This is a genomic window from Paucibacter sp. XJ19-41 (assembly GCF_028462495.1).
GTDB lineage: Bacteria > Pseudomonadota > Gammaproteobacteria > Burkholderiales > Burkholderiaceae_C > Roseateles_E.
In genome coordinates this window covers 43,580-69,397 of record NZ_JAQOWX010000002.1, presented here as the reverse complement: position 1 = coordinate 69,397, position 25,818 = coordinate 43,580, and the positions used below count along the sequence as shown (strand labels likewise).

General features: G+C 66.0%; 26 protein-coding genes. 21 read left to right on the top strand and 5 right to left on the bottom strand.

The annotated features are described in order from the left end of the window. Positions 1 to 2 precede the first annotated feature (2 nt). Positions 3 to 599 (bottom strand): hypothetical protein, encoded by a 597-nt coding sequence (locus tag PO768_RS01180; protein WP_272644531.1) that lies wholly within the window; start codon positions 597 to 599, stop codon positions 3 to 5. 43 nt (positions 600 to 642) lie between these two features. On the opposite strand from PO768_RS01180, the gene gspG reads away from it, so the two are divergent. The 16 genes from gspG to gnd all read left to right on the top strand — a co-directional run bounded on the left by gspG (position 643) and on the right by gnd (position 17,341). Continuing rightward, a complete protein-coding gene (gene gspG, locus PO768_RS01175) occupies positions 643 to 1,083 on the top strand; it encodes a type II secretion system major pseudopilin GspG (protein ID WP_272644530.1) in 441 nt (146 codons plus the stop codon). Between the two features lies 1 nt (position 1,084). Then, on the top strand, positions 1,085 to 1,555 hold the full coding sequence (locus PO768_RS01170; RefSeq protein ID WP_272644529.1) for a type II secretion system protein: 471 nt from the start codon (positions 1,085 to 1,087) through the stop codon (positions 1,553 to 1,555). Continuing rightward, positions 1,552 to 1,914, top strand: coding sequence for a type II secretion system minor pseudopilin GspI (gene gspI / locus PO768_RS01165; protein ID WP_137941480.1), 363 nt, complete (start codon positions 1,552 to 1,554; stop codon positions 1,912 to 1,914). Before PO768_RS01170 ends, gspI begins: the two co-directional genes overlap by 4 nt. A gap of 2 nt (positions 1,915 to 1,916) precedes the next feature. Then, positions 1,917 to 2,552, top strand: coding sequence for a type II secretion system protein GspJ (locus PO768_RS01160; RefSeq protein WP_272644528.1), 636 nt, complete (start codon positions 1,917 to 1,919; stop codon positions 2,550 to 2,552). Then, positions 2,549 to 3,511: a type II secretion system minor pseudopilin GspK gene (gene gspK / locus PO768_RS01155; RefSeq protein WP_272644527.1), complete on the top strand. Its 963-nt coding sequence runs from the start codon at positions 2,549 to 2,551 to the stop codon at positions 3,509 to 3,511. The genes PO768_RS01160 and gspK overlap by 4 nt, the downstream gene beginning before the upstream one ends. A gap of 47 nt (positions 3,512 to 3,558) precedes the next feature. Then, positions 3,559 to 4,809, top strand: coding sequence for a type II secretion system protein GspL (gene gspL / locus PO768_RS01150; protein ID WP_272644526.1), 1,251 nt, complete (start codon positions 3,559 to 3,561; stop codon positions 4,807 to 4,809). Further along, the gene (gene gspM, locus PO768_RS01145; RefSeq protein ID WP_272644525.1) at positions 4,806 to 5,333 is read left to right on the top strand and encodes a type II secretion system protein GspM; all 528 of its coding nucleotides are present in this window, start codon (positions 4,806 to 4,808) and stop codon (positions 5,331 to 5,333) included. Before gspL ends, gspM begins: the two co-directional genes overlap by 4 nt. After that, positions 5,330 to 6,130: a type II secretion system protein N gene (gene gspN, locus PO768_RS01140; protein WP_272644524.1), complete on the top strand. Its 801-nt coding sequence runs from the start codon at positions 5,330 to 5,332 to the stop codon at positions 6,128 to 6,130. Before gspM ends, gspN begins: the two co-directional genes overlap by 4 nt. A gap of 5 nt (positions 6,131 to 6,135) precedes the next feature. Continuing rightward, positions 6,136 to 8,301 carry a type II secretion system secretin GspD gene (gene gspD, locus PO768_RS01135; RefSeq protein WP_272644523.1) on the top strand — a complete coding sequence of 722 codons (2,166 nt, stop codon included), beginning with the start codon at positions 6,136 to 6,138 and terminating at the stop codon, positions 8,299 to 8,301. Positions 8,302 to 8,311: 10 nt separating this feature from the next. Continuing rightward, on the top strand, positions 8,312 to 9,727 hold the full coding sequence (gene gspE / locus PO768_RS01130) for a type II secretion system ATPase GspE (RefSeq protein ID WP_271016698.1): 1,416 nt from the start codon (positions 8,312 to 8,314) through the stop codon (positions 9,725 to 9,727). A 10-nt stretch (positions 9,728 to 9,737) separates the two neighbouring features. Next, positions 9,738 to 10,952 (top strand): type II secretion system inner membrane protein GspF, encoded by a 1,215-nt coding sequence (gene gspF, locus PO768_RS01125; RefSeq protein WP_272644522.1) that lies wholly within the window; start codon positions 9,738 to 9,740, stop codon positions 10,950 to 10,952. 111 nt (positions 10,953 to 11,063) lie between these two features. Beyond that, positions 11,064 to 12,056 carry an AAA family ATPase gene (locus tag PO768_RS01120; protein ID WP_272644521.1) on the top strand — a complete coding sequence of 331 codons (993 nt, stop codon included), beginning with the start codon at positions 11,064 to 11,066 and terminating at the stop codon, positions 12,054 to 12,056. 38 nt (positions 12,057 to 12,094) lie between these two features. Next, positions 12,095 to 13,114: a 5'-nucleotidase gene (locus tag PO768_RS01115; protein ID WP_272644520.1), complete on the top strand. Its 1,020-nt coding sequence runs from the start codon at positions 12,095 to 12,097 to the stop codon at positions 13,112 to 13,114. 124 nt (positions 13,115 to 13,238) lie between these two features. Further along, positions 13,239 to 14,192: a hypothetical protein gene (locus tag PO768_RS01110; protein ID WP_272644519.1), complete on the top strand. Its 954-nt coding sequence runs from the start codon at positions 13,239 to 13,241 to the stop codon at positions 14,190 to 14,192. Next, the gene (locus PO768_RS01105) at positions 14,174 to 15,628 is read left to right on the top strand and encodes a metallophosphoesterase family protein (RefSeq protein ID WP_272644518.1); all 1,455 of its coding nucleotides are present in this window, start codon (positions 14,174 to 14,176) and stop codon (positions 15,626 to 15,628) included. The genes PO768_RS01110 and PO768_RS01105 overlap by 19 nt, the downstream gene beginning before the upstream one ends. 234 nt (positions 15,629 to 15,862) lie before the next feature. Then, positions 15,863 to 17,341 (top strand): decarboxylating NADP(+)-dependent phosphogluconate dehydrogenase, encoded by a 1,479-nt coding sequence (gnd, locus tag PO768_RS01100; protein WP_272644517.1) that lies wholly within the window; start codon positions 15,863 to 15,865, stop codon positions 17,339 to 17,341. Here gnd and tyrS read toward each other — a convergent pair whose 3' ends face one another. After that, positions 17,342 to 18,616, bottom strand: a complete 1,275-nt coding sequence (gene tyrS / locus PO768_RS01095) for a tyrosine--tRNA ligase (protein ID WP_272644516.1) — start codon at positions 18,614 to 18,616, stop codon at positions 17,342 to 17,344. It lies immediately after the preceding gene. 220 nt (positions 18,617 to 18,836) lie between these two features. Here tyrS and PO768_RS01090 point away from each other — a divergent pair, with 220 nt between their 5' ends. Both PO768_RS01090 and PO768_RS01085 read left to right on the top strand, forming a co-directional pair. Further along, on the top strand, positions 18,837 to 20,219 hold the full coding sequence (locus tag PO768_RS01090; protein ID WP_272644515.1) for a M23 family metallopeptidase: 1,383 nt from the start codon (positions 18,837 to 18,839) through the stop codon (positions 20,217 to 20,219). Between the two features lie 18 nt (positions 20,220 to 20,237). Continuing rightward, positions 20,238 to 21,347, top strand: coding sequence for an anhydro-N-acetylmuramic acid kinase (locus PO768_RS01085; RefSeq protein ID WP_272644514.1), 1,110 nt, complete (start codon positions 20,238 to 20,240; stop codon positions 21,345 to 21,347). Between the two features lie 64 nt (positions 21,348 to 21,411). Here the strand turns inward: PO768_RS01085 and erpA are convergent, their stop codons facing one another. From erpA to rplM, 3 genes are all read right to left on the bottom strand, one after another. Next, positions 21,412 to 21,786, bottom strand: a complete 375-nt coding sequence (gene erpA, locus PO768_RS01080; protein ID WP_137941464.1) for an iron-sulfur cluster insertion protein ErpA — start codon at positions 21,784 to 21,786, stop codon at positions 21,412 to 21,414. A 159-nt stretch (positions 21,787 to 21,945) separates the two neighbouring features. Beyond that, positions 21,946 to 22,338: a 30S ribosomal protein S9 gene (rpsI, locus tag PO768_RS01075; RefSeq protein ID WP_137941463.1), complete on the bottom strand. Its 393-nt coding sequence runs from the start codon at positions 22,336 to 22,338 to the stop codon at positions 21,946 to 21,948. A gap of 10 nt (positions 22,339 to 22,348) precedes the next feature. Next, the gene (gene rplM, locus PO768_RS01070) at positions 22,349 to 22,777 is read right to left on the bottom strand and encodes a 50S ribosomal protein L13 (protein WP_272644513.1); all 429 of its coding nucleotides are present in this window, start codon (positions 22,775 to 22,777) and stop codon (positions 22,349 to 22,351) included. 276 nt (positions 22,778 to 23,053) lie between these two features. Here rplM and PO768_RS01065 point away from each other — a divergent pair, with 276 nt between their 5' ends. The 3 genes from PO768_RS01065 (at position 23,054) to PO768_RS01055 (ending at position 25,813) form a co-directional block, all read left to right on the top strand. After that, complete coding sequence (locus PO768_RS01065; protein ID WP_272644512.1) at positions 23,054 to 23,866, top strand: GNAT family N-acetyltransferase; 813 nt, start codon at positions 23,054 to 23,056, stop codon at positions 23,864 to 23,866. A gap of 46 nt (positions 23,867 to 23,912) precedes the next feature. After that, entirely contained in the window at positions 23,913 to 24,710 is a 798-nt protein-coding gene (locus PO768_RS01060) for a DUF2726 domain-containing protein (protein ID WP_171018134.1), read from the top strand. Positions 24,711 to 24,772: 62 nt separating this feature from the next. Continuing rightward, positions 24,773 to 25,813 (top strand): serine/threonine protein kinase, encoded by a 1,041-nt coding sequence (locus PO768_RS01055; RefSeq protein ID WP_272644511.1) that lies wholly within the window; start codon positions 24,773 to 24,775, stop codon positions 25,811 to 25,813. Positions 25,814 to 25,818 lie beyond the last annotated feature (5 nt).

The following is a 25,818-nucleotide window of genomic DNA, read 5'->3' as shown; positions in this document are numbered from 1 at the left end:
GATCAGCGGGTATTGCCGGTATTGCCGTCCTGTCCGGTCTGGGCGGGCGGGAGCTCCGGCGGCAGTTGCTGTGCGGGCGGCATCACCGGCAAGGCCTGCGGCGGCGGGTTGCTGTTGATCTGAGGCGGCGGCAGCGCGACGGCGGCCGGCAGGCTGCCGGTTGCGGCCGGCACCGGCGGCGCCAAGGTCAGGCGCAGGCTGACCACACCCTGGCGGCCCAATGCCGCCGAATTGCCGTCCAGCGCCAGCAGCTGCAACTCGCCGTCGACCGCCGCACCAACCCGCACCGTGCGTGCCGGCGCGTTGTCCACCGTGATCACCGCGACGCCCTCGCCGGCATGGCGGCCACCGCCCTGCTTGGGCGCCACCAGGCCGACCAGCTTGTAGCGCCCGTCAACCGGTACCGCCACCTCGGCCACCGGCGCGGCCTGCGGCGCGCCGAACAAGCGGCTCAGGTCGGCACGCGGCCCCGTACCGTCGGCGGCCGGCAGCGCCTGCGGCGGCACAGGCAGCGGCGCCGGCAAGAGCTTCAGCAACCAGAAGGCGCTGCACAGGGCCAGCAGGGCCCAGACGGTAAAGGTCAACAATCGTGCGAGCATGCGCCGATTATGATTCATGCCAATGCGACAACCGGGCGACTCCATGCCAAGCCTCAGCGTTAAAAAAACGTCACGCCGCCCGCGCGGCTTCACCCTGATCGAGTTGCTGGTGGTGCTCGTCATCATCGGCGTGCTGGCCGCCCTGATCGTGCCCAATGTGCTGGACCGGGCCGATGACGCCCGCGTCACCGCCGCGCGCACCGACGTCAACAACCTGATGCAGGCGCTGAAGCTCTACAAGCTCGACAACCAACGCTTCCCCACCGGCGAACAGGGCCTGGAGGCCCTGGTGCGCAAGCCCAGCAGCGGCCCGGCCCCGGCCAACTGGAAGCCCTATGTCGAGAAGCTGCCCAACGACCCCTGGGGCCGCCCCTACCAGTTCGCCAACCCGGGCGTGAAGGGCGAGATCGATGTCTACAGCTATGGCGCCGATGGCCAGGCCGGCGGCGAGGGCAAGGACGCCGACATCGGCTCCTGGCAGTAGGGTGGAACGGCCCGACGGACGGTCAAGCAGCCTCGTTCGCGGCTTTACGCTGATCGAGCTGCTGGTCGTCGTGGCCTTGATTGCGATCGCAACGGCGACCTTGAGCCTGGCATTGCGCGACCCGGCCGGGGCGCAGCTGGAGCGCGAGGCCGAACGCCTCGCGGCACTGTTTGAGACCGCGCGTGCCGAGGCGCGTGCGGCCGGGCTGACGGTGCAATGGGCGCCGGTCAGCGATGACTCGGGCGACCAGTTCCGCTTTCGCGGCCTGCCCGAGCGCATGCAGCTGCCGCGACGCTGGCTGGGCGAGGCGGTGGCGGTGGAGATCGTCGGCGCACGCTCGGTTCAGCTCGGGCCGGAACCGATGGTTGGCGCCCAGCGCCTGCGCCTGCGCCTGGGCGCGCAGCGCATCGCGCTGGTGACCGACGGCCTAGGGCCGTTCGAGCCGCAGCACGAGCCCGAGACCGCCCCGTGAAGAGAGCTTTGCAAGGCTTTACCTTGATCGAGGTGCTGGTGGCGCTGGCCATCGTCGCGATCACGCTGGCGGCCGGGCTGAAGGCGGCCGGCGCGCTGACCGGCAATGCCGAGCGACTGGCCCAGGTCAGCGCCGCGCAGTGGTGCGCCGAGAACCAACTGACCGAGCTGCGCCTGGCGCGGCAGTTCCCCGGCGTCGGTGATATCGAGTTCGCCTGCAGCCAGCTGGGCCGCGACTATGCCGGGCGCCTGGTCGTGCGGCCGACGCCGAACCCGAATTTCCGCCGCGTCGACGCGCTGATCGCCAATGATCAGGGCGTGCCGCTTTTGAGCCTGTCCACCATCGTCGGAAGGTACTGAAGGTGCACGGACGCGAGCGCGGCTTTACCCTGGTCGAGGTGCTGGTGGCTCTGCTCATCATGGCCGCCATCGCGGTGATGTCCTGGCGCGGCATCGACGGCATGCTGCGCAGCCGCGACATCAGCCAGGGCAGCCTGGCGCAGACCGAGCGGCTGCAAACCGTGCTGGCGCAATGGGAACAGGATCTGCGCTCGCTGCAGGACGGCGGCGGCGACGTCAGCCCATTGAGCTTCGACGGCGCCAGCCTGCGTATCACCCGCCAGCAGCCCGGCGGCCTGCAGCTGGTGGCCTGGACCGTGCGCGAGGGCCGGCTCTACCGCTGGGAGAGCGCGACGCTCAGCACCGTCGCGGCACTGAACGACGCCCTGCAGCGCAGCCAGCAAGGCCTGGCCGACCAGGACCGGCAGCTGATGGCGCTGGACGGCGTCAGCGGCTGGCAGATGTTCTTCTATCGCGGCAATGCCTGGAGCAATGCCATGTCCAGCGACGACGTCAAGCAGGCGCCACCCGCGGCCTCGGGCCCGGCCGGCCCCGGCCGGGTGCTGCCCGGTGGCGTGCGGATGATTCTGCAGTTCGCGCCCGGCAGCGGCCATGGCGGGCCGCTGACCCGGCAGGTCGTGCTGGGGCCGCAATCATGAGAAACGCCCGGAGCCGGGGCGCCGCGCTGTTGACGGCGCTGCTGATCGTCGCCTTGGTCGCCAGCCTGGCCTCGGCCATGGTGTGGCGTCAGTACCGGGCGGTGCAGATCGAGGCCGCGGACCGTGCTCGCGCGCAGTCCGCCTGGATTCTGCAGGGCGCGCTGGACTGGGCCCGGCTGATACTGCGTGAGGACGCGCGCGCCAACCGCAACGATCCCGTCGACCATCTCGGCGAGGTCTGGGCCGTGCCGCTGGCCGAAGCCAGGCTCTCGACCTTTCTGGCCGCCGACCGCACGAACGCCAGTGAAGACACCGGCAAGGACGAGGGGCCCGAGGCCTTTCTGTCCGGCACGCTGCTGGATGCCCAGGCCCAGTACAACCTGCGCAATCTGGTCGGCGGCGACGAGGCCGCCCAGGCCCTGGAGTTGCGCACCCTGACCCGCCTGTGCGAGAGCGCCGGTGTGCCGGCCGATACCGCCGCCAAGATCGCCGGCCAGCTGCGCGCCGCCTTTGCTGACAAGCCCGAGGCCCAGGCGCCGCTGCGCCCGCAGACCCTCGAGCAGCTGCAATGGCTGGGCATCCCGGCCGAGATCGTGGCCCGGCTGCGGCCGCTGCTGACCCTGCTGCCGGCGCGCACACCGGTCAATCTGAACACCGCGCCGCGCGAGGTGATCGCGGCGCTGTTCGACGGCATGGACCTGGCGTCGGCCGAGCGCGTCGTGCAGCAGCGCCAGAACTCGCCCATGCGCAATCTGGAAGACGCCAAGGCCCTGCTGCCCGAGGGTGTTGTGCTCAGCGGCGAGCGCGCCGCCTTCGTCTCCTCCTACTTCATCGTCAACGGCCGGCTGCGGCTCGAGGCACGGGTGCTGGAGGAGCGCTCGCTGGTACAACGCCGCGACCTGGACATGCTGGTGCTGAACCGCCAGCGCGTCAACTTGGTGCTCGAAGCCGGACGATGAGCGTCGGGCCGACACAAGCTGCTCCTAGAATGCCCCACCCATAAGCCATGACCACCCTGATCCTGCTCCTGCCCCAGCGTGGCCGACTGCGCGCCCAAGGCCAAGCCACGCCCGACGGCCTGAGCCGTGGCGAGCACGGCCGTGAGTACGACTATGTGCTGAGCCACGACGGCGTCCAGGCGACGGCCCAGGGTCGCAGCGTCGCCGCGCTGCTGCCGCGCGCCGACACCGTGATCGCGGTGCCCGCCGAGGCCGACCTGAGCTGGCACCGGCTGGCGCTGCCGCGTGCCGCGCGTGCCCACCTGCGCGCCGCGCTGGCCGGCACGATGGAAGAAGCCTTGCTCGACGACACCGAGAGCCTGCACTTCGCCATCGAGCCCGGGGTGCAAGCCGGCGAGCAGGCCTGGGTCGTTGTGACGCATAAGGCCTGGCTGGTCGAGCAGCTGGCGCATCTGGAACAGGCCCAGGTCTTTGTCGACCGGCTGGCGCCGCTGTCCTGGCCCGAGGCCCAGGCGCGCGGCCATTTCTTCGCCAGCGCGCGCGATCCGGCCCAGCCCGATCCATGCGGGCTGCGCTGGAGCCATGCCGACGGCGTCAGCACGCTGTGCCTGCAGGGCAGCCTGGCCCGCGACCTGTTCCCGGCTGCAGTGGTGCAAGCCGCACGCTGGACTGGCTCGCCCGGCGTGATCGGTGCCGCCGAGCACTGGCTGGGCACGGCCGTGGCGCCGCTGTCCGACGCCGAGCGCGCACTGCACGCCATCAACAGCCCCTGGAATCTGCGCCAGTTCGAACTGGCACCGCGCACCCGTGGCATCCGCGCGCTGCGCGAGGTCTGGCGCAGCCTGATGAGCAGCCGCTGGCGCCCGGTGCGCTGGGGCCTGGCCGGCCTGGTGGCGGTGCAGCTGCTGGGCCTGAATCTGTGGGCCTGGCAGCTCAGGAGCGAGCTCGGTGAGCGGCGCGCCGCGCTGAACCAGACGCTCAGCAACACCCACCCGCAGGTGCGCGCCATCCTTGATGCGCCACTGCAGATGCAGCGCGAGACCGAGTTGCTGCGCGCCAGCGCCGGCCGGGCCGGCGAACAGGACCTGGAAACACTGCTGGCCGCCGCCGCCACCGCCTGGCCGGCCGAGCGCGGCCCGGCCGATGCGCTGTCCTTCGAGACCGGCCGGCTGCTGATCCCCGCCGCCGGTTGGAGCGAGGCCCAGATCCAGCAGTTCCGTCGCCAGCTGCACAGCGAAGGCTGGCAGCTCGAGATCAATGATGGCCGCATGGCCCTGAGCCGCGCCCGCGCCCTATGAGCAGCAGAAGAAAGACCCTCGGATTCGCCCTCAGCCCCGAGCAGGCGGCCCAATGGCAGCAGTTGAAGTCGCGCTGGCAGGCGCTGGGTGAGCGCGAGCGCACCATCGCGCAGCTGGGCGCGGCCGCGCTGGGCCTGCTGCTGCTGTGGAGCGTCGCGGTGCAACCGGCGCTGCGCACCGTGCGCGCCGCGCCGGGCCAGCTGAGCCAGCTCGATGCCCAGCTGCAGCAGATGCAGCGCCTGGCGCAGGAAGCGCGCGAGCTGCGCGAGCAGCCGGCCGTGCCGGCGGCGCAGTCGCTGCAGGCGCTGAAGGCGGCCAGCGAGCATCTGGGGCCGGCCGCGCGCCTGTCGATCAGTGGCGAACGCGCCGTACTGAGCCTCAACGGCGTCGGCAGCGAGGCACTGCAAGCTTGGCTCGGCGAGGTGCGCAGCGCCGCCCGGGCGCGCCCTGTCGAGGCGACCTTGCAGCGCGGCCCGCAGGGCTTCAGCGGCAGCATCGTGCTGGCGCTGGGAGCACCGGCATGATCAAACCTCCGAGTCTGCGCTGGAGTCTCGGCGGCGCCCTAGTCGGAGCCCTGATTGGCCTGATCCTGTTCGCACCGGCCAGTTGGCTGGCACGTGGCCTGGCCCAGGCTAGCAATGGCCATCTGCTGCTGGCCGAAACCCGCGGTAGCCTCTGGAGCGGCAGCGGCGTGCTGGTACTGACCGGCGGCACCGGCAGCCGCGACGCCAGCCTGCTGCCCGGCCGCATTGAATGGACGCTGGCGCCCAAGGGCCTGGGCCTGCTGCTGAGCGCGCGCCAGGCCTGCTGCATCAACGGCGAGCTGCAGATCCTGCTGCAACCGGGCCTGGGCAGTTTGGGCCTTAGCCTGCCGCAGCAGCAAGGCGCCGACTGGCTGACGCGCTTCCCGGCCGCCTGGCTGGGCGGGCTGGGCACGCCCTGGAATACCTTGCAGCTGGGCGGTGGCATGCGCTTGAGCGCGCGCGAGTTCCGGCTCGAATGGGCGCAGGGGCGCTGGCGCCAGCTGGGCCAGCTGGACCTTGACTTCGTCAACCTGTCCTCGCGTGTCTCGACCCTGGCGCCGCTGGGCAGCTACCGCTTCAGCGTCGCGGCCGATCCGGCAGCGGCCGGTGTCTCGACGCTGCGCCTGAGCACGCTCGAGGGCGCGTTGCTGCTAAGCGGCCAGGGCGTGCTGAGCGGCGGCAAGGCCCGTTTCCAGGGCGAGGCCCAGGCCGCACCCGAGCGCGAAGCCGCGCTGAACAATCTTCTGAACATCATCGGCCGGCGCCAAGGCGCCCGTTCGGTGATCTCGATTGGATGAACGAGATGATCAAGAAACACCGGCTCCTCCCGCTGCTGGCCCTGCTGGCCCTGGCCGCTGCCGCGCCGGCGCAGGCCCAGACGCCCACTGCGGCCGCGCGCGGCCCGGCGCTGAAGGCCCAGACCCCGGTGACGCTGAACTTCGTCAACGCCGACATCGAGGCCGTGACGCGCGCCATCGGCGTGATGATGGACCGCCAGTTCGTCATCGACCCGCGGGTCAAGGGCGTGATCACGCTCTACAGCGAGCAGCCGCTGAGCGTGCGCGAGGCCTATCTGAGCTATCTGGCCGGGCTGCGCGGCCTGGGCTTCACGGTGGTCGAGGCCGGCGGCCTCTACAAGGTCGTGCCCGAGGCCGACGCCAAGCTGCAGACCGGCGCGGTCGCGGTGGGCGTCAGCAGCCAGCGCGGCGACCAGGTGATGACCCAGATCTACAAGCTCAACCACGAGAACGCCAACAATCTGGTGGCCGTGCTGCGCCCGCTGATCAGCCCCAACAACACCATCAATGCCAACCCGGGCAACAACAGCCTGGTGATCACCGACTACGCCGAGAACCTGCAGCGGCTCACGCGCATCATCGCGGCGATGGACACGCCGTCCAGCACCGATATCGAGGTCGTGCCGCTCAAGCATGCCTTGGCCGTCGACATCGCGGCCCTGGTGCAAAAACTCGGCGAGGGCGGCAGCAGCGCCGTCGCCGGTGCGCCCGGCCAGGCCAGCGGATCGCTGAGCGTGCTGGTCGACCCGCGCAGCAATGCGCTGATACTGCGCGCGGCCAATCCGGCCCGGCTGGCCAGCGCACGCGCCACCATAGCCAAGCTCGACCAGCCGCTGCCCGATGGCGACGCGCCGGGCATCCGCGTCGTGCATCTGAAGAATGCCGAGGCCGCCAAGCTGGCCGTGGTGCTGCGCGCCGCCTTCGGTGGCGCGGGCGGCGGCAGCGGCAGCAGCACCGGTAGTTCCAGCAACAACGCCCAGCTGACGCCAGCCGCCCAGGGCACGATCAGCGCCACCGGCAGCGGCGGCAGCAATAACAGCAGCACCGGTAGCTCATCGGCTGCGACGACGCCCGTCAGTGCCTCGGCCGGCCCGTCGACCGGCGGCTTTATCCAGGCCGACCCCTCGACCAACTCGCTGATCATCACCGCCGCCGAACCGCTTTACCGTCAGGTGCGCGCGGTGATCGACCAACTCGACGGCAGGCGTGCCCAGATCTATGTGGAGTCGATGATCGTCAAGGTCGACGTCAGCAAGACCGGGCAGTTCGGCGTGCAGTGGCAGAACCTGTTTGGCAACAAGGGCGACTCCACCATCTCCGGCCTGGGCACCAGCTTCGGTAGCGGCAATGCCAACATCATCAATCTCTCGGCCGCCACGGCCGGTGGCCGTACCACGCTCGGCACGACCATAGGCCAGGGCGTCAGCCAGGGCCTGAATATCGGCGTGCTGAAAAAGGTCGGCGACTTCTACACGCTGGGCGCTATCGCCAACTTTCTCGAGACCCAGACCGGCGTCAACATCCTGTCGACGCCCAATCTGGTGGCGCTGGACAACGAGGAAGCCAAGATCGTGATTGGCAGCAACGTGCCTTTCATCACCGGCTCCTTCACCAACACCGGCGCCGGCACCGGCGGTACGGTCAACCCCTTCCAGACCATCGAACGCAAGGACGTCGGCCTGACCCTGCGCATCAAGAGCCAGGTCGGCGAAGGCGGCACAGTGCGCATGGTCATCTACCAGGAGAATTCCTCGGTAGTAAAGGGCGAGACCAACAGTGCCGGCCCGACCACCGACAAGAGCTCGATCGAGACCACGGTGCTGGCCGACGATGGCCAGATCATCGTGCTGGGCGGGCTGATGAAGGACGAATACACCGACGGCGAGGACAAGGTGCCGGGCCTGGGCAGTGTCCCGCTGCTGGGCAGCCTGTTCAAGAGTGAGAACCGCAAGCGCATCAAGACCAATCTGCTGGTCTTCCTGCGCCCGGTGGTGCTGCGCAACCAGCTCGGCGCCGACCAGGTAACCCTGGACCGCTACGAGTCGATACGCGCGCTGCAGCAGAACGCCCAGCCCACATCTAACCCGGTATTGCCCGACACCGGCGCGCCGATACTGCCCATCCTGCCGGGCGCGCAGCCGGCGGTGCCCCAGCAAGGCAAGACGGACTAAAGCCATGGCGATCCGCCACCCCCTCCCCTATGCCTTCGCACGCACCCACACGGTGCTGCTGGAGGACGACGGCGCCCAGCTGGTGCTGTGGGCGCCGCCGCTGGTGACACTGGCCGCGCTGTCCGAGGTGCAGCGCCTCTACAGCATCGACCGCATGGAGCATGAGGCCCAGGCCAGCCTGGCCGAGCGCATCAACCGCGCCTATGCAGGCAGCGAATCGAGCGCGGCCGTCGTCGTCGGCGAGGTTGAGAGCGCGGTCGATCTGAGCCGCATGATGCAGGATCTGCCAGCCGTCGAGGACCTGCTGGAAGCGGCCAACGACGCGCCCATCATCCGCATGCTCAATGCGCTGCTGACCCAGGCCGCTAAGGACGGCGCCAGCGACATCCATATCGAGCCCTACGAGCGCGCCAGCTCGGTGCGCTTCCGGGTCGACGGCACCTTGCGTGAGGTGGTGCAACCCAACCGCGGCCTGCATGCCGCGCTGATCTCGCGGCTGAAGATCATGGCCGAGCTCGACATCGCCGAGAAGCGCCTGCCGCAGGATGGGCGCATCTCGCTGCGCATCGGCGGCCGTGCCATCGATGTGCGCGTCTCCACCCTGCCCTCGGCCCATGGCGAGCGCGCGGTGCTGCGCCTGCTGGACAAGAGCGAATCGAAGTTCACGCTCGAAGGCCTGGGCATGAGCGGCGATGTGCTGAGCGCCTTCCAGCATCTGGTGCAGCAGCCGCACGGCATCGTGCTGGTGACCGGCCCGACCGGCTCGGGCAAGACCACCAGCCTCTATGCCTCGCTGCAGACGGTGGACACCAGCACGACCAATGTGTTGACGGTCGAGGACCCGATCGAGTACGAGCTCGGCGGCATCGGCCAGACCCAGGTCAACACCAAGATCGACCTGACTTTCGCCAAGGCCCTGCGCGCCATCCTGCGTCAGGATCCTGACGTCATCATGATCGGCGAGATCCGCGACTACGAGACCGCCCAGATCGCGATCCAGGCCTCGCTGACCGGCCACCTGGTGCTGGCCACGCTGCACACCAATGACGCGCCCAGCGCGGTGACCCGGCTGATGGACATGGGGGTCGAGCCCTTCTTGCTGAGCTCCAGCCTGCTGGGCGTGCAAGCCCAGCGTCTGGTGCGCAAGCTCTGCGGCAGCTGCAAGCGCCAGGGCCCCGACGGGCGCTGGCATCCAGTCGGCTGCCCGGCCTGCGGGCAGACCGGCTACAAGGGCCGCACCGGCGTCTACGAGCTGATGGTGGTGGATGACGAGTTGCGCGCGCTGATCCATCAGCGCACGTCCGAGGGCGAGCTTCAGGCGGCGGCACGGACCAAGGGCCTGCGTTCGATGCGCGAGGATGGCGAGCGTTTGATCACGGCCGGCATCACCTCGGCCGAAGAAGTGCTTCGAGTCACCCGCGACTGATACAGCCGCCATGCCCGCCTTCAAATACGAAGCCCTGAACGCCGCCGGCCGCAGCAGTACCGGTCTGCTGGAGGCCGACAGTGCGCGCGCCGCGCGGGCCCAGCTGCGCGCTCAGGCGCTGGTGCCGTTGAGCGTGCAGCCGGTCGAACAGCAAGGCCAGGAGGGTCATGGCAGCCGCTGGAGCCGGCGCGTGCTGAGCGCCACGGCGCTGTCGGTCTGGACCCGCCAGCTGGCCGGCCTGGTCGGCTCCGGCCTGCCGATCGAGCGGGCACTGACCGCGCTGGCCGATGAGAGCGAGGACCAGCGCATCGCCGAACTGCTGGCCCAGCTGAAGGCCGAGGTCAACGGCGGCGCCACCTTTGCGCGCGCGCTGGCCACCGCGCCGCGCGAGTTCGACGAGGTTTACCGCGCGGTGGTCGCGGCTGGCGAGCAGAGCGGCGCGCTGGGCCTGGTGCTGGAGCGCCTGGCCGACGATCTGGAGGAACGCCAGAACCTGCGCGCCAAGCTGATCGGCGCGATGGCCTACCCCGCCATCGTCTCGCTGATCGCCGTTGTCATCGTGATTTTTCTGGTCACCTATGTGGTGCCGCAGATCGCCACCGTCTTCACCGGCTCCAAGCGCGCCCTGCCCTTTCTGACCGTCGCGATGCTGGCGATCAGCGACTTCGCGCGCCAATGGGGCTGGGCCGTGCTGGCGGCCCTGGTGGCCGGTTTCAGCGGGCTGTCGTGGATGCTGCGCAACCAAGCGTTTCGCGAGCGCTTCGATGCCGCGATGCTGGGCGTGCCGCTGATCGGCCGGCTGGCGCGCGGCTACAACGCGGCGCGCTTCGCCAGCACCTTGGCGATGCTGGCCGGCGCCGGCGTGCCGATTCTGAAAGCCCTGCAGGCGGCGGCCGAGACCCTGGGCAACCGCGCGATGCGGGCCGACGCGCTGGACGCGCTGGTGCAGGTGCGCGAGGGCGCGCCGCTGGGCTCGGCCCTGGCCGGCAAGAAGCGCTTCCCGGGCATTCTGGCGATGTTCGCCCGCCTGGGCGAGCAGACCGGCTCGCTGCCGCAGATGCTGGAACGCGCCGCCCGCCAGCTCGGCACCGAGGTGCAGCGCCGCGCGATGGCCGCCGCGACGATTCTGGAGCCGCTCTTGATCGTCGCGATGGGCGCCATCGTGATGCTGATCGTGCTGGCCGTGCTGCTGCCCATCATCCAGCTCAATACCTGGGTGAAATGAGCGAACGAACGGTGAACTATTGGGCAATCGGGGCTTTTCTCGATGCGCACGGTGGCCCGCTGTTTGCTTGAATAGACACGAGCCCTGCGGTTCAGGGCCTGGAGTCGGTTCATGAGCAGCTCTCACGCCATCGCCTGTGTGGCCCCCCGCATCCCGATTGCGCAGATGCGCAGTGTGTTCAGCGTCCACGAGGTCGAGCAAAAGCTCGCCAAGCTGCCCGAGCGCGACCACGAGCCCTTGCGCAACACCTACCAGCGCATGCTGGACAAGGGCCCGCAGCGCTTCCAGGTCAAGCCCTCGGGTCTGCCGGCGATGGCCGCGCTCTACGAGGAGTTGCCCAACTTCCACGAGGTGCTCGACGATGTGCGACGCCAGATCGCGCTGTGCGAGGACAGCGGTGACCCGCTGGAGATCACCCCGCTATTGCTCTTGGGCCCGCCCGGCATAGGCAAGACCCATTTCGCCCGCCAGATCGCCCAGCTGCTGGGCACCGGCATGGGCTTCATCTCGATGAGCTCGCTGACCGCCGGCTGGGTCTTGTCGGGCGCCTCCAGCCAGTGGAAGGGCGCGCGGCCCGGCAAGGTCTTCGAAGCCCTGATCGACGGCGACTATGCGAACCCGGTGATGGTGGTCGATGAGATCGACAAGGCCGGCGGCGAGGTCAGCTACGACCCGCTGGGCTCGCTCTACAGCCTGCTCGAGCACGACACGGCCGGCAGCTTCACCGACGAGTTCGCCGAGATCGCGGTCGACGCCAGCCAGGTGATCTGGGTCGCCACCGCCAATGACGCCCGCACCATCCCTGACCCCATCCTGAACCGCGTCAATGTCTATGAGGTGCAGGCGCCCGACTTCGCGGCGGCCCGCGCCATCGCGGCCCGGCTCTACAGCGCTATCCGTGAACAGCACGACTGGGGCCGGCGCTTCGACGAGACGCCCAGCGCCGCGCTGCTGGACCGCATGGCCGAGCTGGCGCCGCGCGAGATGCGCCGTGCCTGGATGACGGCCTTCGGCAACGCCAAGCTGGCCAAGCGCGCCACCGTGCTGTGCGAAGACCTGCCGGAGCCCGGACTCAAGCGCGCGCCTATCGGCTTCACGCACTGATCCTGAGATCAGCCCGCATGGCCCCTCTATGATGGGCCATGCCTGCTAATCTGGACGGCCAACTGGTCGTCGCCATCTCATCGCGCGCGCTGTTTGACTTCGAGGAAGAGAACCAGTTCTTCGAAGACGGTGATGACCGCGCCTATATGCAGCTGCAGCAGCAGCGCCTGGACATCCCGGCCAAGCCGGGCGTGGCCTTCTCGCTGGTGCGCAAGCTGCTGGGCTTCAACACCGCAGCGGGCCCGCGGGTCGAGGTCGTCGTGCTGTCGCGCAATGACCCGATATCGGGCATGCGGGTGTTCCGCTCGGCCCAGCATTACGGCCTGAAGATCGAGCGTGGCGTGTTCACCCGCGGTGAGTCGCCCTGGCGCTATCTGCGCCCGCTGAAGGCCCAGCTCTTCCTGTCCGCCAACGAGGCCGATGTACGCTCGGCGCTGGCCGCCGGTGTGGCCGCCGCGCGGGTGTTGCCGCTGTCGGCCCATGCCTCGGACGCCCATCCCCACGAGCTGCGCATTGCCTTCGACGGCGACGCCGTGCTGTTCTCCGACGAGGCCGAGCGGGTCTTCCAGGCCGGCGGCCTGGACGCCTTCCAGGCCCATGAGCGCGAGCGCGTGCTGACGCCGCTGGCCGCCGGCCCCTTCAAGCCGGTGCTGGCCGCCCTGCATGGCCTGCAGCAGGACAAGACCGATGCGATGACGGTGCGCACCGCCCTGGTCACCGCCCGCAGCGCACCGGGAGGCAAACCCTGGGGGTCAAGTCTCCCGTCTTGCATAGCCGAACATATTTTCGGAGATGGGAGACCTGACCCTCAGCCGCTCCTGACGCTCAGCCGCTCAGCCGTGCCCAGCCGTGCTCGCCGCGCGCCAACTGGGCGTCGAGGCGCAGCGCAGCTCGATGGCGGCGGCCACCTTGCCGGAGCCGCTGCTGATCGTCCCGATGGGCGTGATCGTACTGGCGGTGCTGCTGCCCCTCATTCAACTGAACACCTGGGTCAAGTAAGGTTTCGCCGGCGGAGACTGGCTCAACGGGCGCAAGTTGACCACGTGTGCTTGCTTTAGTTGCACTGCAACGCGCTCGCTAGCACAGTACCGACTCGACACATTGCAGGAACCCAATGCCAGTGTCTTGTGCGAGGATCCATCCAAGAGCAGTACCGGCAAACTTCCTGATGACCACACTTGCATGAACAGTGAAACGGAAAACGAGCGCATAGTCGCAACGCTTGTTGAACCACACCCTCTGGATTCAGATTGGCGTTTTTGCACTAGTTCCATTCAACGAATTTCGAGCCTAATTGGGACCCAGAGTTGCATACTGTTGGGCATGCCATCGGTGGCGCGACAACTTGAATCCCAACGCAGTCGCATCTTGTTAATTGATCGGCAGCCGCTTCAACTGGTGAAAAGCCATATCTATCTAGATCCATCTTTCGATTCACCTCCAGATCTTACTTTCGATTGCGCAGCCTTGGACCCTCCGTGGTACCCAGAGATTTTTCTAAGGTGGTTGGCATGGGCTGCCCAGACAGTTGGCAATAGGGGCACGATAATTTGCACTCTTTGGCCGATAGATACTCGACCAAGCGCGGAACAAGAACGATGGGGTCTCCTTAGCTGGCTAGAAAGTTGGTCCGATGTAACAATTATTACTGAAGCAGTCGCCTACGAAACGCCGTTCTTCGAACTCCAAGCCTCCGCTCCTTTAGGTCGTACCCATCCGCGACTAGGCGATCTTCTACTTATCAGAAAGCGGAAGCCAATCCCATTGGCGCCGCCTTTGATGATGAGAGAGCTATGGTATCGATTTTCTTTTCGCAGCTATCAGCTCGCAATCCGACACCAACAGGCAAGTTCTGGGAAAGAAGGCATCAAGCATCACCCTCTAGCAAACAATTGGCTATGGAAGTCCGTGAGTCGGCGCGCCAAAGGCATTGAAGCAATCGACATTTGGAGTTCACGCAACGAAGTTGGCATTGTGAATGGCGCCGTCAAATTGATAAATTTACTGCAGTCAAAAAACATCAGCTCAATTAACATAAGAAAAGAGCTGGAGAACACAAATTTCCTCTCCTTGCTGGAGTGGAAAATTATGGACACCCCCTTCGAGGATGTTTTTCAATGGAAACACCGCGCCTAGCACTTCGATTCCGAGACCCGGGCATCGACACCATATCAGAGCATAAGCAGATCCTGGAGAAGGAAGGCGCCGTCTGGTGGGGGTGGTGGAAGAAGGATGCCGAGAGCCCTGGGCAAACCGTTATTCTAAAACTGCACGAATCCGGCGCAAAAACAGTATTACTGGTTAATAGGCATGCAAGAAAAAACTACACAGCCAAATGCTTGCGAGTTGAGGGTGACGCGGACAATGTTGATACCCTACGCATCCCGGCTTACTACAGAGACAAAGCGAAACGCATACCAGCGTGGTTGCTGCTGGGGGAAATAATTGAATCACCATACGATGATGCGATCGGCAACTCCTTTCAAGAGGGAACAATTCTAAGCCTGCTACCAGACGACGAGTCAACGAACACGCTCCCATCAACAACCCGAGCAGAAAGAATTAAGCGGAGCAGCCTGTTGCATATTTCTGACCTTCACTTCGGCGACGATTACGGGTTCCCAACAGCGGAAAACCCGCCGAAGATCGGTGATATTAGGAAGCGACTACCTGAATGCCTCCTTCGCGATTTGAAGCGCATCAAACGAGATCAAGACATCGCAGGAATTCTTGCCACGGGAGATTTCACAACTAGAGGCGACTGGTCCGACAAGACAATGGGCACCATCCTTCGCGAACTCAACGACCTTGCACGCGATCTAGGGATATCCTCAGAAAATATTTTCATTGCGCCCGGCAACCACGACATTGTGAGATATGCAGCAGGCGCAGGCCCCGATATTGAAAGCCTCATCGATAAGCAAATTGATCTTAAGCACGAAAGAGACTATCGATTTTTCCGCTACAAGCTAAATAAGACAGCAATTGACGAACCTCTTAATCGCAACCAGGAGCTACTACTCGAAGATTTCACAATTCAGATCTGCACACTGAATTCATGCGCCTTGGTTTCCACCAAATGGACAGAGTACGGTTACATCGGAGAGTTCGGCGCTCAATTACTTGAGGAATTAGGCAGGAAGTCGACAGAAGCCCCAACTTATAGGATCTTGGCATTGCATCACCACCTGATGCCTGTAAGTCGTGTCGACACCCCAAACACCGACGGAGTCTCTTTAACACTAGACGCTATTCAAATATTAGATTCCGCAGATCAAGCAGGTGTTCATCTGGCGATCCACGGCCATCAGCACACACCTCGACTCGCGCACTACAAGAACATTGCAAGCAATGGAGAGGCACCACATAGCGGCGTCTACATAGTAGCCGGCGGCAGCACCGGCGCACACGAGAAAAGACGCGCGGGCTCTGAAAGAAATTCCTATTCCGTTCTTACTTTTAAGAGCAACGGAATTCAGCTATGCAGCCGCGAGCTACGGACTGACGCAAAAGAAGGGGCAACCATCTTTGACACTGTCCTAGATGTAAAACCTCTCATCAAGAACCAATGATTGGCGAACTCCGCAACACACGCCTCAAAACAACTGAATTCAGGGCAGCGTCCTGAATTCAAACTCATCGCCTTATCAACTGCGCGAGCCTGGAGCGCATCGATGGTAGTTGCGATTCATATTCCGACCAAGTGTTTCAGGGCGGCCGAGATTCCCAAGGCTGATCTGCGGGCGAGAACATAAGGATCGGGTTCCCCTTAAAATTCCGACTCGCCACGAGCCGAAGACAACAACATGCCACAAGTGCAAGCCGACATCGCCCTCATCGGCCTGGCCGTAATGGGCCAGAACCTGATCCTGAACATGAACGACCACGGCTTCACCGTCGTCGCCCACAACCGCAGCACCGCCAAGGTCGACGAATTCCTGGCCCACGAAGCCAAGGGCACGAAGGTGATCGGCGCGCATTCGATCGAGGAGATGGTGTCGCTGCTCAAGCGCCCGCGCCGCGTGATGCTGATGGTCAAGGCCGGCAGCCCGGTGGACGAGTTCATCGAGCAGCTGCTGCCCCATCTGGAGCCGGGCGACATCATCATCGATGGCGGCAATTCGCTGTTCGACGACACCGCACGGCGCGTCAAGTACGTCGAGTCCAAGGGCCTGCTCTACATCGGCAGCGGCGTCTCCGGCGGCGAGGAAGGGGCGCGCTTCGGCCCCAGCATCATGCCCGGCGGCTCGGCGGCGGCCTGGCCCCATGTGAAGCCCATCTTCCAGGCCATCGCGGCCAAGGTGGCCGGCCCCGATGGTCAGGAGATGCCCTGCTGCGACTGGGTCGGTGAAGGCGGCGCCGGCCATTACGTCAAGATGGTGCATAACGGCATCGAGTACGGCGATATGCAGCTGATCTGCGAGGCCTACCAGCTGATGCACGAGGGCCTGGGCATGACGCCGGCCGAGATGAGTGCGGTGTTCGCCGACTGGAACCGGGGCGAGCTGGACTCCTATCTGATCGAAATCACCCGCGACATCCTGGCCAAGCAGGACGAGGATGGTGCGCCGCTGGTCGACAAGATTCTCGACACCGCCGGCCAGAAGGGCACCGGCAAATGGACCGTGATCTCCTCGGCCGATCTGGGCATCCCGATCACCTTGATGGCCGAGGCGGTCTATGGTCGCTGCGTCTCGGCGATGAAGAGCCTGCGCATCGAGGCGGCCCGGATCTTCGGTGGCGACAAGCGCCGGATCACCGATGCCAACAGCGAACGCGCTGCCTTCATAGAGGCGATCCGCCAGGCTCTCTACGCCTCCAAGATCATCAGCTATGCCCAGGGCTATATGCTGATGGCGGCGGCCGCCGAGCAGAACGGCTGGCGGCTGAACTACGGCGGCATCGCGCTGATGTGGCGCGGCGGCTGCATCATCCGCAGCGCCTTCCTGGGCGATATCAAGGCCGCCTTCGAGCAGGACCCGCAGCTGCAGAACCTGCTGATGGCGCCCTTCTTCGAACAGGCGATCAAGAAGAGCGAGGCCGGCTGGCGCCAGGTGGTGGCCACGGCCGTGGCCAAGGGCATTCCGGTGCCGGCCTTCAGCAGCGCGCTGGCCTTCTTCGACAGCTTGCGCAGCGCGCGCCTGCCGGCCAATCTGCTGCAGGCCCAGCGCGACTACTTCGGCGCCCACACCTATGAGCGGGTGGACCGGCCGCGTGGCCAGTTCTTCCACACCAACTGGACCGGCAGCGGCGGCCGCACGGCCTCCAGCACCTACTCGGTTTGATCAGCTCAGGGTAACGCGCGCGAACTTGCGCTTGCCCACCTGCAGCACAAAGGTACCGGCCGCCACCTTCAGGCCTTTGTCGCTGACGGTGGCGCCATCGATGCGCACACCGCCCTGCTCCACCATGCGCAAGCCCTCGCTGCCGGAGCTGACCAGGCCGGCGGCCTTCAGCAGGCCGCCGATGCCCAGCGGCGCGCCGCCGAGGCTCAGCTCGGGGATGTCGTCGGGAATGCCGCCCTGGGCCCGCTTGTTGAAATCGGCCTCGGCCTCGTCGGCCGCCGCCGCGCCGTGGAAGCGCGCGGTGATCTCCTTGGCCAGCAGCACCTTGGCTTCCTTGGGGTTGCGCCCCGCCTCGGTCTCGGCGCGCAGCGCGGCGATCTGATCCAGGCTCTTGAAGCTCAGCAGCTGGAACCACTTCCACATCTGCACATCGCTGATCGACAGAATCTTGGCGAACATCTGCGTGGCCGGCTCGGTCAGGCCCACATAGTTGTTCTTGGATTTGGACATCTTCTCGACGCCGTCCAGCCCTTCCAGCAGCGGCATCGTCAGGATGCATTGCGGCTCCTGGCCATACTCCTGCTGCAGATGGCGGCCCATCAGCAGATTGAACTTCTGGTCGGTGCCGCCCAGCTCCAGATCGCTCTTCAGCGCCACCGAGTCATAGCCCTGCATCAGCGGGTAGAGGAACTCGTGCACCGAGATCGGCGTCTGCGCGGCATAGCGCTTGGCGAAGTCGTCGCGCTCCATCATCCGCGCCATCGTGTATTTGGCGGCCAGCTGGATCATGCCGCGCGCGCCCAGCGGATCGCTCCATTCGCTGTTGTAGCGGATCTCGGTCCTGGCCGGGTCCAGCACCAGACTGGCCTGCTTGTAATAGGTATCGGCGTTGTGCTTGATCTGCTCAGCCGTCAGCGGCGGCCGAGTCGCGTTGCGGCCCGAAGGGTCGCCGATCATCGAGGTGAAGTCGCCGATCAGGAAGATCACCGTGTGCCCGAGGTCCTGCAGCTGACGCATCTTGTTGAGCACCACGGTGTGGCCCAGATGGATGTCGGGCGCGGTCGGGTCCAGGCCCAGCTTGATGCGCAGCGGCTGGCCGGTGGCCTCCGAGCGGGCCAGCTTCTGCAGCCAGTCGGCCTCGGGCAGCAGTTCCTCGACCCCACGCAGCGAGACCGCCATCGCCTCGCGCACCTTGTCGGTGACCGGATAACGCGTCGCACCGGCGGCTGCTGCGGAGGTCGGGGCGGCGGTCTCGGGTGTTCGCGATTCGGACATGTTTGGAAAGTTGTGTGCGCAGGCCAGGGTAAAGCCTTGATTTATCGGGTTTTCTTGGCGTTGACGCGGCTTTCGCCTCGTTATACTCGCCGCTGTTTTGCCAAATCCCCCCCAAATGGGGTGGTCCGGCAATCCCCAGATTCTAGTGGACACCCCCGGTGACCACGCCGGGTGGCCCGCATGCGGCCCGGTACAACAACAGGGCTTGGGCATCTTGAGCGTGACTGACTGGAAAACGGAACTGAAGCGGGCGCTGACAGGCGCCGAAGCTTTCGCGGCCCGGCACCCACGGGCACTGACCGGCACCGTGGTCGGCCTGCTGGGCGGCTTTGCCATCACCGCTTTCGGTATCGCGCCGCTGGCGCCGAATGCCGCCGACCTGCCCCGACAGCTGATCAGCGAGCCGGTCCAGACCCTGGACCTGGAAGAGCAGCTGAGCGCCCTGGCCAGCCATCAGCTTTCGCTGGTGCGCAACGATGTGACCCGCGCCAGCGACACCGCCGATTCGTTGCTGCGCCGCATGGGTGCTTTCGATCCGGCCGCCGCCGAGTTCCTGCGCAATGACCCGCTGGCCCGCCGCGTGCTGCAGGGCCGAGTCGGCAAGATGGTGCAGCTGAGCGCCGATGACGCCGGCACCGTGCAGTCGATGATCGTGCGCTTCCCGGCCGAGCTGGCCGAGCAGCAGACCACCCATTTCAGCCGACTGAGCATCCAGCGCCATGCTGCCGGCTTCAGCGCCAAGCTGGAGACCGCCCCGCTGCAAAGCCAGGTCCGCCTGGGCAGTGGTGTGGTGCGCTCCTCACTGTTTGTCGCCACCGACGAGGCCGGCATTCCCGATGCGATCGCCTCGCAGATGGCCGATATGTTCTCCGGCGATATCGACTTCCACCGCGAGCTGCGCAAGGGCGATCGCTTCTCGGTGGTGTTCGAAAGCATGACCGCCGATGGCGAGCCGATCAACTGGGGCCAGGCCGCCGGCCGCGTGATCGCGGGCGAGTTCGTCAACAACGGCAAGAGCTATTCGGCCGTCTGGTACAAGGATTCGGCCAGCGGCAAGGGCAATTTTTACGGCTTCGACGGCCAGAGCAAGCGCCGTGCCTTCCTGGCCAGCCCGATGGAGTTCTCGCGCGTGACCTCCGGTTTTGCGATGCGCTTCCATCCGATTCTGCAGAAGTGGCGCGCCCATCTAGGCACGGACTTCGGTGCGCCGACCGGCACGCCGGTGCGCACCGTCGGCGATGGCCTGGTCGAATTCGCAGGCTGGCAAAACGGTTTCGGCAATGTCATCTATGTGCGTCATGCCGGCGAGCGCCAGACGGTGTACGCGCATCTGAGCCGCATGGATGTCAAGAAGGGCCAGCGCATCGAGCAGGGCCAGCGCATCGGTGCGGTCGGCGCCACCGGCTGGGCCACCGGCCCGCATCTGCACTTCGAGTTCCGGGTCAAGGGTCAGCATCAGGATCCGCGCGTGATCGCTCGCGCCTCGGAGGCCATCACCTTGCCGGCCAGTGCCAAGGCGCAGTTCCAGCAGACCGTCGCCAGCGTCAAGAGCCAGCTCTCGGCGGCCGAATCGATGGGCGTGGGCGTCAGCGGCGCCGATTGAAGCCCCCCCGACCGGACGATGAGCGATCTGTTCATCGGGCTGATGTCCGGCACCTCGCTGGACGGTGTCGATGCGGTGCTGGCACGCCTGGATGCCGGCATCTCCGTGCTGGCCCACAGCCACCACCCCTTCGATGCGGCCTTGCGTGCCGAGCTGCTGGCACTCAACACGCCGGGAGACAACGAGGCCCACCGTTGCGCACTGGCGGCCAATGGCGTGGCCCGCGCCTATGCACAGCTGATCGACGCGTTGCTGAGCCAGAGCGGCCACCAGCCCAGCGAGATCCGCGCCCTCGGCGCCCATGGCCAGACCATCCGGCATCGGCCCGGCGAGTTCGATGGCTGTGGCTACACCCTACAGCTCCTCAACGGCGCCCTGCTAGCCGAGCTGAGCGGCATCGCGGTGATCAGCGATCTGCGCAGCCGTGATCTGGCCGCAGGCGGCCAGGGCGCGCCGCTGGTGCCGGCCTTCCACCGGGCGCTGTTTGCCCAGGACGGACGCGATGTCGCGGTGCTGAACATCGGCGGCATCAGCAATATCAGCCTGCTGGCCGGCGACGGCAGCACGCGAGGCTTCGACTGCGGACCGGGCAACTGCCTGATGGATCACTGGGCCGATCGCCATCTGGGCCGCCCCTATGACGCCGATGGCGCCTGGGCGGCAACAGGCCGGGCGCTGCCCGAGCTCTTGCAGGCCATGCGTGCCGAGCCCTACTTCCAGCTCGCGCCGCCGCGCAGCACCGGGCGCGATCTGTTCAACCCCGACTGGCTGGATCGCCTCTTGATGCGTCACGCGCCGCAGGCGGCCGCCCAGGATGTGCAAGCCACCCTACTGGAACTGACCGCCGCCAGCATCGCCGGCGACCTGCGCCGGCACGGGCCGGCATCGAGCGAGCTGCTGGTCTGCGGCGGCGGCGCGCTGAACGGCCAGCTGATGCAGCGCCTGCAGGCCTTGCTGCCGAGCGTGGCCGTGCTGAGGACCGACGCCCGGGGCCTTCCGGCCATGCAGGTCGAAGCAGCCGCATTCGCCTGGCTGGCCCAGCGTTTTGTTCAGGGCCTGCCGGGCAATCTGCCAAGCGTGACCGGCGCTGCGGGCCCGCGCCTGCTGGGTGCGCTTCATCCCGCCTGAGCGGGCCCCATGCAGCAATGAAAAAGCCGCCCGAAGGCGGCTTTGCTTTTTTGAGGCCCAGGCCTCAGACCGAGAAGCTGGAACCGCAACCGCAGGTGGTGGTCGCGTTCGGATTCTTGATCACGAACTGCGCGCCCTGCAGGTCTTCCTTGTAGTCGATCTCGGCACCGGCCAGATACTGCAAGCTCATTGCGTCGATCAGCAGGGTGACGCCGTTCTTGTTCATCTGGGTATCGTCCTCGTTGACGGCCTCATCGAAGGTGAACCCGTACTGGAAGCCCGAGCAGCCACCGCCCTGCACAAAGACACGCAGCTTCAGTTCCGGATTGCCTTCCTCGGCAACCAGATCGCGCACCTTGTCGGCCGCGCTGTCGGTGAAGATCAGCGGCACCGGCATCTCGTCGGCACCGGCCAGGGGAGTTTCGAGAACAGCGCTCATAGGATTTCCTGAATGTTTAGTTCTAGCCTGTATTGTCTACGCAAACAGCGCAGCCATGGCCGTCAAGGGTATTTGTGGGCGATCAGAAATGAAACAAGGCCGCTGCGAAAACACAGCGGCCTTGTTGCCGGCATGCCACCGCAGTGGCAAACCAGAGGATCAGCGCTTGCTGAACTGCTTCCGACGACGCGCGCCGTGCAGGCCGACCTTCTTACGCTCGACTTCACGCGCATCGCGCGTGACGAAGCCGGCGCGGCTCAGTTCGGGCTTCAGGGCTGCGTCATAGTCGATCAGCGCACGGGTGATGCCGTGGCGCGCTGCACCAGCTTGACCCGACTCACCGCCACCGTGGACGTTGATCTTGATGTCGAAGGCTTCGCCGTTGTTGGTCAACATCAGCGGCTGCTTGACGACCATGATCGAGGTCTGCCGGCCGAAATACTCATCAACGGTCTTGCCGTTGACGATGATTTGGCCAGTGCCCTTCTTCATGAAGACGCGAGCGACCGACGACTTGCGGCGGCCGGTACCATAGTTCCAGTTTCCGATCATCAACCGCTCCTTAGATTTCCAGAGCCTTGGGCTGCTGAGCGGCGTGCGGGTGCGAACCACCTGCATAGACCTTCAGCTTCTTCACCATGGCGTAACCCAACGGACCCTTGGGCAGCATGCCCTTGACAGCCTTTTCCAGGGCGCGGCCCGGGTGCTTGGCTTGCATGTCCTTGAACTTGGTGGCGTAGATGCCGCCCGGGAAGCCCGAATGACGGTAATACACCTTGTCATTGGCCTTGTTGCCCGTAACGCGCAGCTTTTCCGCGTTGATGATGACGATGAAATCGCCGGTGTCCACGTGAGGCGTGTAAATGGCCTTGTGCTTGCCGCGCAAACGGAGTGCCACTTCGCTGGCAACACGTCCGAGCACCTTGTCGGTGGCGTCAATCACAAACCACTCGTGCGTCACTTCGGCCGGCTTGGCGCTGAAGGTCTTCATGAGATTACTTTCGAGTGCCTGCAAACCTGTATAAAGAGGCCAGCAGGCGGTCGGATGGCTGATTCCTATCCTTGCCAGCCATTCGGTGCCGCTTATCAAAGGCGACCTCTCATGCACTGCGCTCGGACTTCTTTCCCGCAGCCAATGTCGGGAAAGCCCGCGAGTGTATCAGATCTGACCCCGCAATCAAACAGGCAACACAGCAATCACGCACAGACGCCGACGTCGGCCATGTAAAATCAGGGTTTCCACCAATCTCCTCACCAGACCAATGCCATGACCGCGCCAGAGACACCCAGCCCGACAGCCGCCGAGCCAGCCCCAGCCTGGGGACCGGCGGCGGCCCTGCAGCGCTGGGCGTCCTGGGTGCCGATCCGCTCGCTGGCACGCCGGCATCGGCGCCGCATCAAGGAGCATCTGCTGTCGCTGGACGCGCGCGACCGCTATCTGCGTTTCGGCTACCCCGCCTCGGACGAGCAGATTGCCAAGTACGCGATGGGCCTGAACTTCGACCGCGATGAGGTGCTGGGCATCTTCAACCGCCGGCTGGAGTTGGTGGCGATGGCGCACCTGGCTTACGAGCCATCGCCGCAACTGCCGGGCAAGCCGGCCATGGCCGAGTTCGGCGTCTCGGTGCTGGGCAAGGCGCGGGGTCGCGGCTTCGGCGCCCGGCTGTTCGAGCATGCAGCCCTGCACGCCCGCAATCGCGGCATCGACACCTTGTTCATCCATGCGCTGAGCGAGAACGTGCCGATGCTGCGCATCGCCCGCAATGCCGGCGCCAAGGTGGAGCGGGACGGCTCGGAGTCCGAAGCCTGGCTGCGCCTGCCGCCGGACACCGTGGCCTCCCATGTCGGCGAAGCCATCGAGCGCCATATGGCGGAACTGGACTTCCAGTTCAAGCGCCATGCCCGGGTCTTCGGCAACTTCATCGACGGCGTGGCCGAGATCAAGTCGCAGTTCGACGACGCCGGCAAGGCCGCCAAACAGTACCCCCCTCAATCACGGGACAACTCCCGCGCCTACCCCGTTTCCGGGGGTAGGCCCGGGGTTGCTTGTCACAATATTCAGTTACATTCAGCTGAATAAGCGCTTGTTTAGAGGCGCATCCCCACTCATCGAGATCACGAGGGACATGCAAACCACCGTTCCGTGGATCATCGCGCTGGTCTTTGCCTGCGGCTTTGTCGCGCTGGCCCTGCTGTGGGTCTGGCGCCGACCCAGCCAGGGCGCCAAGCCGCTGCCCAGCGAATGGGCCTTGAGCGCCCGCCCGGTCTTCAGCACCGATGAGCGGCGCGTCTACCGCCTGCTCAAGGAAGCCCTGCCTCACCACGTCATCCTGTCCAAGCTGCCGCTGGTGCGCTTTTGTCAGCCGACCGAGGCCAAGCAGGTGCGCTACTGGTTTGATCTGCTGGGTGCCACCCATGTGACGTTTGCGATCTGCAGCCCCAATGGCCGCGTGCTCGCGGCCGTGGACCTGGATGCCGAGCGCCATGCCTCCAGCCGCAGCCTGCAGATCAAGCAGTCGGTGCTGGGCGCCTGCCGGGTGCGCTATCTGCGCTGCCCGATCGACAACCTGCCCAGCGCGGCCGAGTTGCAGCTGCTGGTGCCCTTCAGCAGCAGCGCCTCGCGGGGACCGCAGCCCGCACCGACACCGAACCTGGCGCCGGCACGCCCCAGCATCAGCAGCAAGACGCCGCGCCGCAGCAGCCGAGAGAACCTCTGGCAGGACTCGGCCGTGTTCCACGACTCCTTCTTTGCGCCCGACAGCCGCTACGACAGCGTCGCCGTGACCCGCAGCGAAACCCGGCCCGGCTTTCGCAACAGCCGCCCCTTCGGCGAGCCGCTGAGCGCCGACTCCCAGTATCCGGACGAGGCCCCGAATGACATCGTCGGCGTGGTGGTCGACACACCCCGCTACGGTCACCGTTAAGCTCTGGCTCCGGACACTTCGCTGCGGCGCCCGCCTCCGGCTTGGCGCCGCAGCCGTTTTTGATGAGCACTGATCACGATTTCAGCTTTGGCGACCTGACGCCCGAGTTCATGCTGGATGCCCTCGATGCCGTCGGCCTCCATGGCGATGGCCGCATGCTGCAGCTGAACTCCTACGAGAACCGGGTGCTGCAGCTGCATCTGGAGGACGGCCGTATTGCGGTTGCCAAGTTCTACCGACCCGGACGCTGGAGCGACGAACAGATCCTGGAGGAGCATGGCTTCGCGCAGGAGCTGGTCGACGCTGAAGTGCCGGTGGCCGCGCCCTGGATGCTGGGCCAGGACGACGCGGCCAGCACGCTGAGCCACTACCGTGGCCAGCGCTTCGCGGTCACCGCACGCCAGGGCGGGCGCGGCCCGGAGCTGGAGGACCCCGAGGTGCTGACCTGGATAGGCCGGCTGCTCGGGCGCATCCATGGGGTCGGTCGGCGGCAGCCGTTCGCACACCGGCTGCGCTGGGACAGTGCTCAACCCGGCCTGATCGCGCGCGACTGGCTGTTGGCACATGACAGCGTGCCGGTGGAAATCCAGCCGGCCTGGAGCGCCGTCGTGCAGCAATGCCTGGACGCGATCCAGCAGGCCTTTGACGCGATTCCTGGTCTGCAGACGCTGCGCCTGCATGGCGACTGCCATCCCGGCAACATCCTGTGGACGCCAGACAAGGGGCCGCACTTCGTCGACCTCGACGATGCGGTGACCGGCCCGGCCATTCAAGACCTGTGGATGCTGCTGTCCGGCGATGCCCTCAGCATGCGCCAGCAGCTGGCCTGCGTGCTCGAGGGCTATGAGACGGTGGCCGAATTCGACCGCCGCGAGCTGGCCCTGATAGAGCCGCTGCGCACCCTGCGGATGATCCACCACAGCGCCTGGCTGGCCCGGCGCTGGGGCGACCCGGCCTTCCCGCAGGCCTTCCCCTGGTTCGGTACACCGAACTACTGGAACGACCAGGTGGCCAAGCTGCGCGAGCAACTGGAGGCGATGGACACAGCGCCGCCTGTACCCAACGTGCCCCCAGAAGACGAGTACGTCTTCTGGGATGCATGAAGGCT

Coding starts and splice junctions, on each gene's coding strand:
- PO768_RS01180 (WP_272644531.1), bottom strand. CDS start 599: ATGCTCGCACGATTGTTGACCTTTACCGTCTGGGCCCTGCTGGCCCTG.
- gspG (WP_272644530.1), top strand. CDS start 643: ATGCCAAGCCTCAGCGTTAAAAAAACGTCACGCCGCCCGCGCGGCTTC.
- gspK (WP_272644527.1), top strand. CDS start 2,549: ATGAGAAACGCCCGGAGCCGGGGCGCCGCGCTGTTGACGGCGCTGCTG.
- gspL (WP_272644526.1), top strand. CDS start 3,559: ATGACCACCCTGATCCTGCTCCTGCCCCAGCGTGGCCGACTGCGCGCC.
- gspM (WP_272644525.1), top strand. CDS start 4,806: ATGAGCAGCAGAAGAAAGACCCTCGGATTCGCCCTCAGCCCCGAGCAG.
- gspN (WP_272644524.1), top strand. CDS start 5,330: ATGATCAAACCTCCGAGTCTGCGCTGGAGTCTCGGCGGCGCCCTAGTC.
- gspD (WP_272644523.1), top strand. CDS start 6,136: ATGATCAAGAAACACCGGCTCCTCCCGCTGCTGGCCCTGCTGGCCCTG.
- gspF (WP_272644522.1), top strand. CDS start 9,738: ATGCCCGCCTTCAAATACGAAGCCCTGAACGCCGCCGGCCGCAGCAGT.
- PO768_RS01120 (WP_272644521.1), top strand. CDS start 11,064: ATGAGCAGCTCTCACGCCATCGCCTGTGTGGCCCCCCGCATCCCGATT.
- PO768_RS01115 (WP_272644520.1), top strand. CDS start 12,095: ATGCCTGCTAATCTGGACGGCCAACTGGTCGTCGCCATCTCATCGCGC.
- PO768_RS01110 (WP_272644519.1), top strand. CDS start 13,239: ATGAACAGTGAAACGGAAAACGAGCGCATAGTCGCAACGCTTGTTGAA.
- PO768_RS01105 (WP_272644518.1), top strand. CDS start 14,174: ATGGAAACACCGCGCCTAGCACTTCGATTCCGAGACCCGGGCATCGAC.
- gnd (WP_272644517.1), top strand. CDS start 15,863: ATGCCACAAGTGCAAGCCGACATCGCCCTCATCGGCCTGGCCGTAATG.
- tyrS (WP_272644516.1), bottom strand. CDS start 18,616: ATGTCCGAATCGCGAACACCCGAGACCGCCGCCCCGACCTCCGCAGCA.
- PO768_RS01085 (WP_272644514.1), top strand. CDS start 20,238: ATGAGCGATCTGTTCATCGGGCTGATGTCCGGCACCTCGCTGGACGGT.
- erpA (WP_137941464.1), bottom strand. CDS start 21,786: ATGAGCGCTGTTCTCGAAACTCCCCTGGCCGGTGCCGACGAGATGCCG.
- rpsI (WP_137941463.1), bottom strand. CDS start 22,338: ATGATCGGAAACTGGAACTATGGTACCGGCCGCCGCAAGTCGTCGGTC.
- rplM (WP_272644513.1), bottom strand. CDS start 22,777: ATGAAGACCTTCAGCGCCAAGCCGGCCGAAGTGACGCACGAGTGGTTT.
- PO768_RS01065 (WP_272644512.1), top strand. CDS start 23,054: ATGACCGCGCCAGAGACACCCAGCCCGACAGCCGCCGAGCCAGCCCCA.
- PO768_RS01060 (WP_171018134.1), top strand. CDS start 23,913: ATGCAAACCACCGTTCCGTGGATCATCGCGCTGGTCTTTGCCTGCGGC.
- PO768_RS01055 (WP_272644511.1), top strand. CDS start 24,773: ATGAGCACTGATCACGATTTCAGCTTTGGCGACCTGACGCCCGAGTTC.